The organism is Bacteroides muris (ex Fokt et al. 2023), from assembly GCF_024704895.1.
GTDB lineage: Bacteria > Bacteroidota > Bacteroidia > Bacteroidales > Bacteroidaceae > Bacteroides > Bacteroides muris.
Map to the genome: position 1 here is coordinate 20080 of NZ_JAMZEE010000031.1, position 14622 is coordinate 34701.

At 50.5% G+C, this 14622-nt stretch carries 9 protein-coding genes; 1 reads left to right on the top strand and 8 read right to left on the bottom strand.

Features of this window, described 5'->3' with window-relative positions; all coding sequences use genetic code 11:
• Window positions 1-8 precede the first annotated feature (8 nt).
• On the top strand, window positions 9-1817 hold the full coding sequence (locus M1B78_RS12540; protein ID WP_257940845.1) for a hypothetical protein: 1809 nt from the start codon (window positions 9-11) through the stop codon (window positions 1815-1817).
• A gap of 55 nt (window positions 1818-1872) precedes the next feature.
• Here M1B78_RS12540 and M1B78_RS12545 read toward each other — a convergent pair whose 3' ends face one another.
• From M1B78_RS12545 to M1B78_RS12580, 8 genes are all read right to left on the bottom strand, one after another.
• Window positions 1873-3807 carry an Mfa1 family fimbria major subunit gene (locus M1B78_RS12545; RefSeq protein ID WP_257940846.1) on the bottom strand — a complete coding sequence of 645 codons (1935 nt, stop codon included), beginning with the start codon at window positions 3805-3807 and terminating at the stop codon, window positions 1873-1875.
• A gap of 292 nt (window positions 3808-4099) precedes the next feature.
• The gene (locus M1B78_RS12550; RefSeq protein WP_257940847.1) at window positions 4100-4270 is read right to left on the bottom strand and encodes a hypothetical protein; all 171 of its coding nucleotides are present in this window, start codon (window positions 4268-4270) and stop codon (window positions 4100-4102) included.
• The gene (locus M1B78_RS12555; RefSeq protein WP_257940848.1) at window positions 4267-5271 is read right to left on the bottom strand and encodes a DUF5106 domain-containing protein; all 1005 of its coding nucleotides are present in this window, start codon (window positions 5269-5271) and stop codon (window positions 4267-4269) included. Before M1B78_RS12555 ends, M1B78_RS12550 begins: the two co-directional genes overlap by 4 nt.
• Before the next feature lie 112 nt (window positions 5272-5383).
• The gene (locus tag M1B78_RS12560) at window positions 5384-8587 is read right to left on the bottom strand and encodes a fimbrial protein (RefSeq protein ID WP_257940849.1); all 3204 of its coding nucleotides are present in this window, start codon (window positions 8585-8587) and stop codon (window positions 5384-5386) included.
• A gap of 88 nt (window positions 8588-8675) precedes the next feature.
• Window positions 8676-10043 (bottom strand): hypothetical protein, encoded by a 1368-nt coding sequence (locus M1B78_RS12565; protein WP_257940850.1) that lies wholly within the window; start codon window positions 10041-10043, stop codon window positions 8676-8678.
• Window positions 10044-10120: 77 nt separating this feature from the next.
• On the bottom strand, window positions 10121-11140 hold the full coding sequence (locus tag M1B78_RS12570; RefSeq protein ID WP_257940851.1) for a FimB/Mfa2 family fimbrial subunit: 1020 nt from the start codon (window positions 11138-11140) through the stop codon (window positions 10121-10123).
• Between the two features lie 13 nt (window positions 11141-11153).
• Window positions 11154-13100, bottom strand: a complete 1947-nt coding sequence (locus tag M1B78_RS12575; RefSeq protein ID WP_257940852.1) for an Mfa1 family fimbria major subunit — start codon at window positions 13098-13100, stop codon at window positions 11154-11156.
• Window positions 13101-13161: 61 nt separating this feature from the next.
• Window positions 13162-14613, bottom strand: a complete 1452-nt coding sequence (locus tag M1B78_RS12580) for a DUF3868 domain-containing protein (protein ID WP_257940853.1) — start codon at window positions 14611-14613, stop codon at window positions 13162-13164.
• Between the last annotated feature and the right edge of the window lie 9 nt (window positions 14614-14622).

Here is a 14622-nt window from a genome sequence, read left to right on the forward strand (position 1 = left end):
GGCAGGACATGAAGATTATAAGAATTATAATGCTTTTGGGATTGCTGCCGTTGCTGGCCAGCTGCTCTTCGGACGGGCTTGGCTTCGACAGCGCTGAACAGGCCGGCGCAGGGCAGGTGACCTTCCGGTTCGGCTTGCAGGCAGATGTCATTGCCGGGGTGCGCACCCGCAGCGAACAGCCGGAACCGATAGCCCGTATGTGGTATGCCATAGCCGATGAACGGGGCGAAGTAATCAAGCCGTTGTATCAGAAACTGGAAGCCGACTTTTCCAAACTGACCATCGAAGGGCTGGGGCATGGTGACTATACCGTGGTGTTTCTTGCTACGACTCATCCGGAATCGGAGTTTGCGGTCGACGAGCCGGCCCTGCTGTCGGACGCCTGGTTGGTGAATAGCGAGGAGAAGGCACCGCTTGATGAGGCGTGGTTTTATAAGAAGATAGCGTTGCATATCGGCAGGGAGCAGGCTCCGGTGATGCAGACCGTCTGTCTGGAACCTTGTGTGGGCAGGGTGGATGTTGACCTGGACGTGTCGTCCGAATATATGTGGCGTTTTATCCGCCACATAGCGGTCTCTTTCGATGATGCCCAAGGAGTATATACCGGCATTCAGGCTGACGGCGAGTACGCAGGTGCCGGAGGAGTGGACGCGTACGATGTCACGCAGCGCCGTTCATTTTACTCGTTGCCCGGCCGGGAGGCGCTTTCCGGACGTATAACGATTGAGTCGGAGCGTAGCGACGGAACCTCTTTTGTGCAGGTTTATCGCTTCGGTGATTGCAAGGTAGAAGCCGGGCGCGTGTCGCATATCCGCATCGATTACCGCCATCCCGAAAGTGGCGAAGGCTTGCTCTATGTGCGCGAGGAAGATTTCTCCCGGTTCCGGGCGGATACCATGTTTCTGGCCGACGAGCCGCGTGAGGTGTTCTACGATAGCAATCGACGTTCCTTTCGGGTGAATGCCCCGTTGCAGGTGTCAGTATCCGATAATCATCAGTTGCTTGTAAAGTTCTTCTCGCCGGTGGGCATCAGTGATGTCAAGATACTGTGCCGTTTCAACAAAGTGAGTACGGAATTCTTCGAGTTGGCTCGTTTCGACCGTATTTATCCGTTTATGGAGGCATCGTTCCCCTTGCCGGTGGTCAGTTCGGAACGTACGTTTGTTTCGGAGAACGGTCGTCGGATAACGGTTCCGGCACAGCCGGAACTCTCCAATGACGACGTGACGTTGCTTGTCCGTACGGAAGACCCCTTCATGAAAAAGATAGAGCAGATAGACAGCCGGTGGTTTATCCGCTTTTCCGCTTATTCGGCCGATAAGGGGCATGCTTATTGGCGGCACATGGACCCCTTGCTTTGCCGTCACGGAGTGGCGTTGGCGCTCAACATGGCTTTCATGTTTGCTTCCGAAGAGTTCAATGTGGAGATGAATGCATACGAGGGAAAGCTGAAGGACAATGGAGGAAAACCGATAAATCTGGATGCCTTACGACAAAGAATCCGCAGTCATGGTGGTCTTGTGCTGGGACGTGTGGTCGGAGTAGGCGGCCTGGGTGGAGGCAATACTTATGGTCTGGCCGATTATTGTTATAAGGGTGTCTACTTTGATGCCACGGCGCCGGGGTCTCATCCGCATAGTTATCCCCGCCAGGCTATGTTTCACGAGTATGGGCATTGCTTGGGCTACAGTCATAGCAGTACGATGACATACGGCAATCAGTGGACAGTGCTTTGTGCTACGGTTTTTGTGGCCATGGGGCAAGAGGGCAAGTTGCCGGTATGTTCAAAAGAGCAGGTAGAGAATCTGCCTATGTAATGTGACAAAAAAAGAGGGTGTGTCAAAACCCTCTTTTTTTTTGCCATTTTTTATATCAGTCAGGCCGGGTGGTCAATGCACCTCTCCAAGGGGTTACTTCGACGGACAGTGTGAGGTAGTGGCTGTCTTTCTCATCCGGGGTGTCCGGAGTTATGGGAGTAGGGTCGTTTTCTGAAATGCGCGGATGCCCCAGGCGGTTGATTCCCGTTACGGAGAGTTTGTAAATATTGTTGCGCACTATGGCAAACTCCATAGGTCCCGTCACGTTATTGTTCCGATTGTCGTTGTGGCGGCTCCAGCAGAAGTAGTAACAGTAATAACCTGCCGCATCGTAGTCGTCCGTGCTCGATTGATAAAGGGTGAATTGCGCCTTTTTGGCGGCTTTCCTGAAATCTGCCTGCAACGTCTTGTTGTCAATGTTCTGCTCATGCCATTTTTGCCACAAATAGTCCGGACTGGTCTTGTCCGCACTGTAGACGGCTGCTTGTCCGTTGCTTTTTATGGCGAGACGGTTCTTTGGGGTGTTTCCGAATACGGCTTTATAGAATCTGCCGGTCTCTTCTGTCAGCAATGCCTTTTCGCGTACCTCTTCCCATGTCACGTAGAGCGTATTGGCGTAGAAATAAAGAATGGGGTCTTTGGCCGGATTCCCCTTGGCGTTTGCAATGGCATCCTGCAATTTCCGGGAGGCTTTGTCGGTTGCCATGATTTGCCCTTTGAGCACGATGCCGGTGGTGATGCCGTTCTGCTGCATTTCTATGCCGGGAATGGTGTTTTCGGTCACATAGCGCCACGTGTGGTAGTCTTTTCCGTTGTTCTTGATGACTTTTGAAATCAGCGAGGTGTACCATTGGCTGCGCGCGGTGGCATCGATGTGCCAGTTGCCTCCTTCGTAGTTGCCGAGGCAGAAGTTGAAGTAGTCCTTGAACGGATAACCTTTATCGATGTTCCGGGTAATTCCTTTTTTTATGGCAGCGTCCGTGTCTACCACATAGTTGGTCTGGGGGCCGTGTCTATATTCCGTTCCGCAAATCAGTGCATCGGCATTGGTACCGTCGTCCGACACGCGTCGCAGGTAGTAGAAGTCGCGGCTCATGTTCACCAGCGCCATTTTGGTCAGTTTCACCTTCAGGGTGGCATTGGCTTCGTCATTTCCCAGCACGTAGGTCTGGTCTCCGTTTCTGCTTCCGTCTTTGAAGTCGATACGTGCCACGGCGCGTTCCACCCGGATATTGCCTTTGTTGTTTATCTCTTTCTGTTCAGGGCCTTGGCGGTTCGTGCCGGAGAAGTTGAAGGGGGTGTTCTTTTGGGTATGTTTTTCCCAATGCTCCATTTTTCGGGGTATGTTCTTTTCGATGCTTGCTCTGTCTGCGGTAGACATCAGGAATCCATGCTGATGGTCTTTTCCTCCCCACACGGTTTCTCCTCTTATTATGTTGCCATTGGCGTCTTCAGTGATGTTTTCGGTTTTGTGTATCCATTCTTTCAGCATGAAGTGCTCCTTGAAGAGGTCTCTTAATTCGTTTGTCGGGTTGCAGAAGGCATAGATATGAATCCTGTCTTTTCCTTCATCCAGCGTACCGTCGGGCTTGTAGTAGGCAGCCAGTGCGGCTTTGTCTATTTTCTGGACGGTGCCGATGGTGCCTTTGGCTTTGTTGAGGGCTGTCAACGATACTTGTTCACCGCAGGCAATGAATTTGTCGTCTTTGTCGGCCAGCACAAGCAGGATGCTGTTCACCCGGTTCTCGTGTTCTTTTGTCGCGGTGTTGCTTGTACTGCCATCACTGTCTGCCTTATTGTTTTCGTTGTCCGCATTGATATTCGCTGTAGGCAGTTGCACCTGCACATTTACGTACACCACGTCTTTCGACTTTTCCGGCTTTACATCCGTTTTTACGCCTGCTTTTTTGTCAGTGGGGTTGCCGCAACCTGCAATGATGAAAATTACCAGTATGCTGATAAAAAAAATGTTCCGTTTGCTCTTTGTCATAGCATAAAGTTATTAAGAATTTCGGCATACAAAAATAAGACAAACGACAATGTATTCCAATTTTTAACTATTTTTTTTCTGATTTTCATGAATTAACATCAGTTTGGCACTATCGTTCTGCTTTATAAATTCTCAATCTCTTCTTCTTCTGCCAGTCGGGGGGCTGCCCGTCGCCATGTCGCTTCCGGCACAAGTAGGCGGATGAGCGAGGCGCACATTGCTGCAATCTTCGGAACGGTCGGCCGCTTGCAAGTGAACGACCCGGGTCGTTCGATTGAACAGCACGGGTCGTTCAATCGAACAACGGAGGCCGGCCGAACGAACGACCTTGGTCGTTCGCTTGCGTGAAAGCGTCCGGGGATGCTGTTCCCTTTTTTCGCAGGAAAAGGGAGGTTTCACCGGAAAGGCCGATGAACAGGGCGAAAGTCGTGGCAGGTGAAGGCTGTGCAGGATTGAAAATCACTCTTTGGGGCGGGGGTGATTCCGGCTTTCTTCTGCAAGGCGTGCGAGGATTTGCTCGGGCAGCGCCTCTTTCAGGAGGACGTGTTTTTCCTGGTCCAGCAGGTAGAGGACGGGCATGGAGGGGAGTATGTACGGTTCGTCGTCGGCGAGGGTGGGGGTGGCGGTCCCGGCAGTCCAGCCGTCGGGCAGTTCGTTTCCGCTACGGGGGCGTGCTTCGTGGCGGGTCGGGGATTCATGGTCGTTTTCGGTATTGATGGCGAGCACGGTGAGCCGGCCGTCGTGCAGCATCTGCTTGAATAGCCCGTCGTCGTGCAGCAGGGCGATGGCCTGGCGGCAGTGGGTGCAGTCGGGGTTATAGAACATCAGGAGCAGGCGCGGGGCGGAGGGGGTGGCGTGCAGCGTCTGTAGGTTTCCCTCCGGAGTGTGGTAGGTGAAGTCGGCGGCCGTGGTGCCGGGGCGGTTCTTCAGGGCGGCGGCGAGCAGGAAGCGGGGGCGCGACTTCTCGGTTTCGTCCAGCAGGGGGGTGCGGGCTGTTTCTTCCAGGAAGGGGATGAAGTGCTCCTCGCTCTGCATGGGCGAACCGGTGGCATAGAGGTACTTCTCGGCCAGTTCGGCCAGCAGCAGGTAGGCGGGTTTGTCGGCTTCGGCGCGCTGCATCAGCAGGTGCACGGCTCGGGTGCGGGCTTCGGCGGGCGCATGGGGGAAGAGGGAGAGGTAGTTGACGAGGTTCTGCTCCATGAAGCCGGGATTGCGGCTGCGCAGGGTGTCGGCGAAGGACATGCCGTCCCAGAAGTGTGCCAAGAGGTAGGAGGCGCGTTCGTGGGGAGTGCGCAGGGTTGCGGGGATGGCAGGCAGGGGCAGGTCCGGGGAGAGGGTATCAGGGGCGATACTTGTTGCAGAAACTGCCCGCAGCTGCGATTGGGAGGACTGCCGTGCGCTCCTGATGCCGCTGGTGGCGGCAAGCAGGAGGCATAGCAGAAAAATTGAAAGTCTGTCATTCATTTCTCTCTCTGGTGGTTTAAGAGCCTGTGTAAATTTTGTCCGATATTCTCAAAAGAAACTGAGTAAAAACTTCTTTAAGCAAAATTTAAACAAGCCCTTGAATGTCCGCTGATTATTCTTCTACACAACGGATGAAGCAAGCATCCTTACCGGATTGTGCCGCAGATATTCCAAATGGGTAAAAGTCAAAGGTAAAGTAGTTGAAATCCCACGCTATTACATTGCTAAAATCGACTCCCATATCATGATTCTGATTTATATTATATTTGTTAAGCCAATAAACTGCTCCCGGTCTCATATATATATCATAAAGGAGAGGAGAATTATTTGCTGTAGTCTCCGCTAAGAATGTATTTCGATAAGCGGCATATCTTAGTACTCCCACTCCTTTGCCGTCCTCAGGCGTGCTGCTGCCAAACCCCTCCCTATCATGATTTTTTCTATGACCGTATCCGGAAGCTCCAATGGGGAAAAACAGGTTCTTTCCATTTTTTTTATTGTAGACAAAGCACCCCCGCATTCCGCGTCGGGTCTGTTCATAATTGTACTCATAGACCTCTGTTATTCTATCCAAAGTTTCTTGAGATTCATCCCCATATAGCACTCCATATCCTTCTGCTATATCTTCTCCTTGGTATAGAGCTAAAAAATCTTCAAAAGAAGCTATGCGGGCTTTGGGAATTTCCGGGGTTCCAAACTCGGGTTCCTCTGTATTCCCCCAAGGACTGAAGTCAATTGATTTTATACTGTTCCATGTAGTATTCGTTTTATTTTCCGTGTTATTGGTGGCAATCTGTAACTTATCTGCATCATTTTGAAAACTACCCGGATTTATATTAATCCAAGGACTTGTCGGATTTTTATTGCACATTGCATCAATCGGTTGCTCTAAGTTCTGGAATTTGAACAAGGAGCCTTCTTCCAAAGGAGAATCTGTTTCCTTCGAACTTGTCCGTAGATTATGGGCATGCCACTTGGTTCCTGTTCCATCGAATAAGTCATCCGGAGCATCTCCTTGTCTGACGAAAATCAGATGATAACAAGTATAATTGTGATATTCTACCCGGATAATGGCATAACGGTTTTCCTGCTGGCCACAGGTTCCATTAAATTTGATACGAAAATCTATCGCAGAACCAGTCTCTCCTTTGATGGTATCGGTGGAAGCTCTTGTTTCGTCACTTAATGTAATAAAATTGTCTGTTCCACAATATACATACGCTTTCCAAGGACCTTCTGAAGTAAATGTTTCAAACTGTGTTGCATTTTCTCTAGGAAGACGTTTCAGTTGTACGTGAAAGTCGTTGTCGTTGTTATGGCTACGCCAAACTCCTTTAGGATTGACTATACGCCGCACTTGATAGATGACAGGATTTTGATTATCCTTATTGTCTGCATTTGATAGGGGACGACCATCGAAATCCGTACCATCTGTTGATATCTTACTACCATTCATAAATGTTACCACTATTTTTACCTCTGATTTGCGTTGATAGGCCACGTATGGATTATTTCCGGTATAACCGGTGTTTTTAATTAATTGTTTGGCACGGGTGTACATGGGTAATTGGACATGAAACACACTGTCGCCCTCATTCCTTACAATACATTTCCCATCACTATTATCTTGTTTGTCAAATGTCTCATACTCTTTGCTTTCACCTGACTCCGGCAACTTCTCGCCAGCAGGTATGTACTCACGTTCTCCTCTTTTATGACTTTGGTAATACTCTTCGTTAGAGTTTGCCGTTACATTCAAATCTTTTGTTTGTCGAAGTGATAAAAAACCATTCCACTGATTTTGGTATGGTAAATTCATATTCTTCCAATAGACAAAATCCGTTGCAGGATTATTGGGAGCCCATCTGTTATCCATGATTCGTGCTTCTATCTGTTCAATTTTTTGTCCCCCCGTTCTGATTTTAAGCGGAAGCATCATTGAGTGATTATACAGATAGGATATATAGTAAGGGTTGGGAACTTCGATACCGGGTTCAGGTTCTTCGTATTCGATGTGCCAGTCCACGTCGTTGGCATATTTGTTGAACTTCAGTGTCAGTTTATAGTGGTGGTTACGCTCTGCGTTATAGTCCGTATAGACATCCTTGCCCAGCATGAAGCGGTAAATGATGTCACCGTTGCCCACCCGGCCGTCAACATTGGAAACATAGTAGGCTTTTACTTCGATGTAAGTACCATAGGGCTTTTGGTCTTTATAGTATTTATCTCCGGGCTTGTTGTTCAGTCCCGGTGCATCCAGTTCTTTATCACCGTCTGCGTCCTGTTGTTTGTCTTTTCCTTTTCCCTGCATGTTTTCATAGAAGAAGAGTGCTTCGTTGGTTTCTCCATGAGCCAGTTTGGCATACTCCGCCCTCTTGCTGTCATATTCCGCTTTCGCTACAGAGACTCCTTTTTGCCCGTTGTCGATGTAGTAATAATACGGTTTACCTTTCGTGATACGTGCCGTCCAATGTTCATCGTAGCTTGTTCCTTCGGCATACGTAATGCTTTCGCCATCTGCGATAAGGTCTCCATAATCTTCAATGTCATCATCTGGATTCCGGTTGATGGTGCTTTTCTTGCCCAGATAGCATTCCGTAGGTATGTCCTTGATGGTAACCGACTTGAGGTAGATATATACATTCTCGTGAAGGTCGGAACCGTCGTATGCAATGGTTACTTTGGAAGCGGCACGGCGTATCCAGGCGTGCAATTTGACGGATGCCCGGTTTATAACTGCCACTTCATCGTTCTGCTCGCTTCCTGTAACGGTGAAATAGCCGAACATCTGGTTGTTGTTGGCTACTTCATCCTTATCCCATTGGAGGGAAATGCTTTTCAGGCCGTCGGCAGTTTCTATGGCTTTGGAATATGTTTCATTCGTAAGCAATTTCTCCATATTGGCCACCGCATAAATCCGATAGCGTCCGTAGGGGATTTTCAGTTTGAAGTCGGCATGGGGCGTCTGTGCTTCGGCGGGAGGAAGACCCGAGTCGGGATTATTATCCGGTCTGTCTTTATCTTCCAATTGATATTGCCCTTCGCCTGTTCCTTCGGTAAGCGGATATGTCTTCAGCAACTCTCCCTTTTCATTATACAGCAACACGCACAAGTCCTTGATATTCTTTATCACATTCCCTGCCGTACGCGTATTTCCATTCAATGCAGGAGTAAGGGGCTTGAACTTCACGGTTGCGCTGACGAGGCTTTCGCCTTCGCCTGTCTCGCCGCCGTTGTAGAGCGGGTCGTCCTGGCAGGCGGCACTGCCGAGGAACAATATGCACAAAAGTATGTAGGTCAAAAAATTGCGTTTCATATCTGTTGCTGTTTTTTGTATGTATGTTTAAGTGTGAAGCCTTCCGGCGTCTCTTTTCTCGAGGGGAGAAGGAGGGCTTCTCCGGTGTTTAGCGTTTCTTCGGGGCGTCTTTGTCGTCCAGTCCGAATACGGGGTCGAGCACTACTTCCCAGTAAGGTTCTACGTCCACTTCCCACTTCAGTTCCGCCTCGGAAAGGTTATTGAAATTCACCTTTACCTTGACGTGCGTGTTGCGGAAGAGTGAGGCCAGATTCGGCAATGTGGCGGTGTAGCTTCTTGCCACTTTAGGACTGTCCGGAGCAGTCGTCTCTTCATCAAAGCTCTCTTCCGTGTGGATGGTCACTTCGTACTCCTGCAGTTTCAGGTTTGCGTCCTTGTCTTTTGCCAATGTACCGTCGCTTTCGGGCAGGTAGACGGGTGTGGTGAATTTTGCTTCTTCTCCTGCTTTGAGGGCAGATACCTCTATGGCCTTGCTGAATGAATAGGCGACATCTCCGTCCTCTTCTCCTTCTTCGGGCTGCGGCACTTCGTAGTCGGTCAGCCATTGGTATTGGGTCGCTTCGCTTTCCGTCTTTTCCGATTCCGCCACCATCCATGTTATCCAGTCTTGGGCAGAACCTTCTCCGGGCAATATTGCTTTGTCAGGATTATCCTTATCCCCGGTATCTGCCACCCAGTATTTTCCGTTTGTATCTTTGTTGACATGCGGCATCAGATACATCCGGTCTTTGATGGCTTTCTTCAGGCTGAATCCGGTCACGTTGATGGCCCGTTTCGCGGTTTTGCCGAATGCGAAGGAGAACTTGGTGGCGGCGCGCACCACGTACAGCACTTCGGGCATGCCTTGGTAAAAGCCGTTTGCGAAGTCTTTTTCGTGCGCCTCGTCTTTTGGGGGAATAGTTATTTCGTAGACCGACGTCATCGGTATGCCGTTTCCCGCTTCGAGGGCTGTGGCATATTGGTAGCCGCCGTCTTTGTCTCCCAGTCCGAAGACATAGCCGTCTACGGGTGCTTTCCCATTTGCGTCGGGCAAGAATGCACGGGTGCTTGTGAAGTCTAGCAGATTGCCGTTCGTGTCCTCCAGTCCGTTGCAGTTGGCCAGCAGGTAGATACGTTTCTGGCAGCCGGCTTTCACCCGGAAAGTGTACTCGTCCGAGAGTTGTATGTTTGTCTCGGTGATGAGCCGGTTTTCTTCCACCTCCCATGCGCTTGCGCCGTCCGTATCGTCGCTCGCCTTCGAAGCGATGACGATTCGCAATTGATTGATATTTTCGTCATCGGGGGTGCCGTCGGCACGTGTAGAGGCTCCCACTACGGCTGTGTGGAAGGCCAGATACACGGTATTGTCTTCCTCGGCGGGGGGCTGCTGCACGATGGATTCGTCGTTGCACGAAGTAGCTCCCAGTAGGCCGCAGAGGAGGCAGATTCCGATGATATGTCGATGCTTCAATTCCATTTGAAAAGCTGTTCTTGGTTTGTTGAAAGTCGTTTGCCGGGTAGTCCGGTTTTTATGTGCCACGCATGCCGTAGTTGTTACAGTTCCACGTCATTGATGCGTACCACCCAATCGTTTACCACAATACATGTATTCAACCAGCTGTCGTTGCCGTCGTTGTTCTTTAGGAAGAAGAAGAGTGTCCAGCGGCTTTCGCGGTCCAGATACTCTTGGTCGTCCATGTCGTAGCGGTCGCTCTGCATCAGCAGCAGGTATTTGTTGAGGGGGATGTCTATCACGGTCGCTTTGTCGGCATGCCGTTTCACTACCAGCCTGGGAGAATTCCTGGCCATCAGGCGCGGCACGCTCAGTTCGGCATATGCCACTTCGATGGGTTCGGGCGCTACTCCGGGCACTATGACGGATGCTCCTGTCCGTGCCTGTCCTTTCACCCACGGGGTGTAGGTGACGTCGGCCACCGGCAGCAGGTCGTTGTCGTAGTTGAAGAGGGTGTTGTCGTCCGTAATCTCGAAGTCGAAATCCTCGGCTTTGACAATGCCTCCCGCCACTTGCTGCAGCACGATGCGTATGCCGTTGGTGTTCTTCATCATCTTTACCGTGCCTTCGTTGTAAGACTCGGCCGTTTCCATGGTGAGTTCTCCCCAGAACATATCGTGCAGCAATTTCCGTTCGGGCAGGCTGAGGCAGTCGGCGTTCAGTCGGGTCCTGAGCTCGGTGCGCTTGGTACTTGTGTTTACGGTGAAAGAACTCTTTTCGCATGCGATTCCTCCATATGCCACAAAATGGTATTTGCCGTCGGGCAGGTCAAGCTTCATCCGGTAGTTCTCGTCTTGCAGTTCTGTTCCGGTTACAATCTTGGTATCTACGTAGTCGTCGTTCTCGTCGTAGATATAGAGGGTGAGGCAGTCCACTTGGTTGGGGAACGCATTGGCGTACTCCATGTTGTAGTCGTAGACGAAGCGCAGCGATACGCCGTGGAGACACGGGTCGAGGTCTTCAAAGATGCGCTCGCACGAGGATAAGGCAACGGCTGCCAGCAGGGCGACGAGCACCCTGCCTGCGAACCTTGAAAATCTATTTCGCTTATTGCTTTGCATACTTGTTGCTTTTTTAGAATTCAATGTCGTTTATGCGAACCACCCAAGGAAGCACCTCGACAGAGAGCTTCAGGTAGATGTCGCCCTTCTCGTCCGGAGTTCCGGGGTCGACGGGGTCGGGGTCGTTTTCGCTAAGGCGCGGATGACCAAGGCGGTTGATGTCGACAACAGACAGTTTGTACACGTTGTTGCGAACCACGGCAAACTCCATCGGGCCCATTACACCGTTGTTGCCGTTGTCGTTGTGACGGTTCCAGTAGAAGTAGTAGCAGTAGTAGCCTGCACCGTCATCCTTGTCCTCGCTCGACTGGTAGAGGGTGAACTGATGGTCTTTGTTGGTGGCTACTTTCTTGAAAGCCGACAGGGCGGCTGCATCGTTGTGGTTCTTTTCATTATGCCATATGTTCCACAGGTGGTCGGGGCTCTCGGTATCATCACTATAGACGCTTTCCGACGGAGTATTTTTCGGTGTTCCGAATACCGCTTTCTTGAATTCCTCGTTTGCCGTTGCGTCAAGTGCGGCTTTGCGTACTTCTGTCCAGCTTACATAAAGTTGGTTGGAGTAAGCGTAAAGGATGGCATCGGCGTCAGAATTGCCTGTTGCCTTGTTGATAGCATCTTGCAATGCTTTGGGAGCATTTTCTGTTACCTGAATTTTTCCTTTAAACACGATGCCGGTACTGATGCCGTTCTCCTGGTTGTTCATGCCGGGGATGGTGTTCTCGGTGGCATAACGCCAGATGCGGTAACCGTCTCGACTGTGTCCGTTGTTCCATTCGTCATCGTTATCTTCTTCTTCTTTCTTGATAACGTCGCTAATCAGACTGGTGTACCACTGGTCGCGGGCTTTCTCATCAATGCTCCAAGTGTTGTTATCTTGGTGTCCGAGACAGAAATTGAAGTAGGTGTCAAAAGGATAGCTTTCGTCGATGCCTCCGCTCTTTTGTTCGGCATCGGTATCTACTACGTAGTTCCAGCTTTGTCCGCTGTCATATTCAGTTCCGCAGATTTCCACGTTATCGGCCAGACCGTTATCGGATACACGGCGCAGGTAGTAGAAATGCTTGCTCATGTTAATCAACGCCATCTTGTTCAGTTTGACTTTCAGCGTAGGCTTGTCGTCTTTTTCTGCTATGACGTATGTCTGGTCCTTGCTGGGACTGCCGTCTTTGAAATCGAAGCGTGCCACGACACGTTCCACACGGATATTTCCGATATTTCCGATTTCGGTGCCGTTGCTCAAGGTGTTTTTGCCCGAGAAATCAAAGGCATTGTTTTCAGTTGTAAAGTTGTCCCAATCGGTAAAATTCTTCGGAATTTGCTTGTTTATGTCTTTGCTGCTAGCCGTAGCCATCAGGAAGCCTGCCTTGTGGTCGTTTCCTCCCCAGACTGCTGCTCCTGTAGCAGTTCCGTTAGGTTTTTCTTCAAGAGTGGCAATCTCGTCAATCCATTTGTTGTCGGTACCGGACTTTTCGAAGATTTGTTTCAACTCCATTGTCGGATTGCAGAATACATAAAGATTGACTTGGTCTTTTCCTGCTCCAAGTGTCCCGTTGCCATAGTAAGCGGCCAATGCGGATTTATTGATTTTCTGGGTTGTGTTGACGATTCCTTCACGCACTACCGGCAATGAGTTGTGTTCGCCGGCAGCGATGAAGTTGTTGCTTGCATCCGCCAATACAATCAAGACGCCATTCACCTTGTTCTCGTAATCCTTTCCTATTTCCGTACCGTCTGTACTGGTTCCATAGTCATCATCCTTGTCTGAGTCGGTTTCACTTCTTGTGTTTTTTCCTCCTACGGGCAATTGTATGTTCACATTCATGTATACGGCATCTTCGGGATGTCCCGGGTATACGCCCGGTTCATTGCTGCCGTTCAGTTCGTTGTCGCTGCATCCTGCAATGGTACACATTGCCAGCATACCAATGAAAAAAATACTCCAGTTTTTTCTTTTCATAGCGTATAATTTATTAAGAGTTTATTTATTTCGGTGTTATATTCTTGTTGTTTCCTCTCCTTTATTCCGCGTCTTCGGCCATCTCTTGTCTTATGCGTTCTATCTGTTGCAACGCGTCTTCCGCTTGCGCCACTCCTTTCTGTAACGCTTGCTTCAGTAGTGGTTGGGCTGCGTCATAGTGCTTCAGCAGGGCGGCGTGTATGCCGCGTGCGTAGATGGCTTCGGGAGCATCGCCCGCCTTGCTCAGATAAGTTTCGGCTCCTTTCAGGTCACCGAGGCGTAGGGCAGTATTGGCAGCGTTGAGGTTTGCCACGGGGTCGTCGGGGAACATACGTACGGCAGTTGCGAAGGTAGCGTTATACTCGTCGCTGCCCGGTTCCATCTCCTGCGCGACGAGGTACATTTCGTTCAGGCTCAGCTTCTGAGGTTGGCTCTTGAGCAGGCTCCTGATTTCCGCAAGGTCTGTATAGGCACGTACCTCATACTGTACGGCATAGTCGGAATGGCGCAGTCCGGGATAGACTTCGCTCAGTAGGTAAGCATAGTCGGCGGGATAGGTTGCCTTGATTTTCCGGTCTTTCGCATCAGGGTCCAGGTCGCTGTGTATTAAGGCCAGAATGCCTTCTCTGTTCTTTAGTTGCGAGGAGGTTACGAAGCGCTCCAGTCCTTCCCAGTCTTCGGGCTCGAAGCCGGTGGTGAAGAGTGATTGGGGGAAAACATACTGCTTGCGTACATATTCTTTCAGGGTTTCAGTACGTCCCTTGGCCAGGCGTATGTTGTTGCTGTACGATCCTTCGGGCGAGGCATATCCCTTGATGCTGATGCTGATAATCTTGCTGTCTGCATCATTCTTCACGGCATCGATGGTAGAAAGAATCTTCTTCAGCTCCTCAGGGTTGCGTCGGTAGTCGGGATGTATTTCGGTACGGTTCACGGGGAAGTCGATGTAGGCTGAACCTTCAATCCGGTTGATTTTCTGCTCGGCCTTAGGGCGTATATAGGCGTACGCGGGTACGAAAGGTGTAGGTACGCGTTTTTCCAGCCGTAGTTTGCTCAGAGGGGTAGTGGTGCTGGTCAAGGGGGCGTCGCAACATCCGCAAGTGGTTTCGGTGGCGCTGAGCCGGGCTCTTCCCATCCATTTTTCATAGGGCACCGTCACGCGGTATTCTATCAGATTGCGTTCGCCGTTGCGATAGAGCCGTTCGGTGTCGGAGGCGTTTCGCAGGTGGTGGTAATAACGGTTACGCCCCGCAATGCGTATGGCAGGCAGGCTGAGGCTGTCGTCTTTAAGGGTGAGCGAAGGGGTGAACAGTACTTCACGGTTGCTTCCTTGCTTAAGTGCGGAGATGTCGAGGTCCATCGCCACGAATAGTTTGTCTTCTTGCTTTGAGACGGCTAGGTTTTGTACTGCTATCTGTCCGTCCGTCAGTGTTTGGCCGTCGGCTCCCAGTGCGCAACATAGGCATAACAAGCCAAAAATCATTTTCTTAGCTAATTTGTTCATAGTGTCCATAACCACCGG

Excerpts from the sequence above, each read along its gene's own strand:
- M1B78_RS12570 (WP_257940851.1), bottom strand. The coding sequence starts at position 11,140 with ATGCAAAGCAATAAGCGAAATAGATTTTCAAGGTTCGCAGGCAGGGTG.
- M1B78_RS12565 (WP_257940850.1), bottom strand. The coding sequence starts at position 10,043 with ATGGAATTGAAGCATCGACATATCATCGGAATCTGCCTCCTCTGCGGC.
- M1B78_RS12575 (WP_257940852.1), bottom strand. The coding sequence starts at position 13,100 with ATGAAAAGAAAAAACTGGAGTATTTTTTTCATTGGTATGCTGGCAATG.
- M1B78_RS12545 (WP_257940846.1), bottom strand. The coding sequence starts at position 3,807 with ATGACAAAGAGCAAACGGAACATTTTTTTTATCAGCATACTGGTAATT.
- M1B78_RS12560 (WP_257940849.1), bottom strand. The coding sequence starts at position 8,587 with ATGAAACGCAATTTTTTGACCTACATACTTTTGTGCATATTGTTCCTC.
- M1B78_RS12580 (WP_257940853.1), bottom strand. The coding sequence starts at position 14,613 with ATGGACACTATGAACAAATTAGCTAAGAAAATGATTTTTGGCTTGTTA.
- M1B78_RS12555 (WP_257940848.1), bottom strand. The coding sequence starts at position 5,271 with ATGAATGACAGACTTTCAATTTTTCTGCTATGCCTCCTGCTTGCCGCC.
- M1B78_RS12540 (WP_257940845.1), top strand. The coding sequence starts at position 9 with ATGAAGATTATAAGAATTATAATGCTTTTGGGATTGCTGCCGTTGCTG.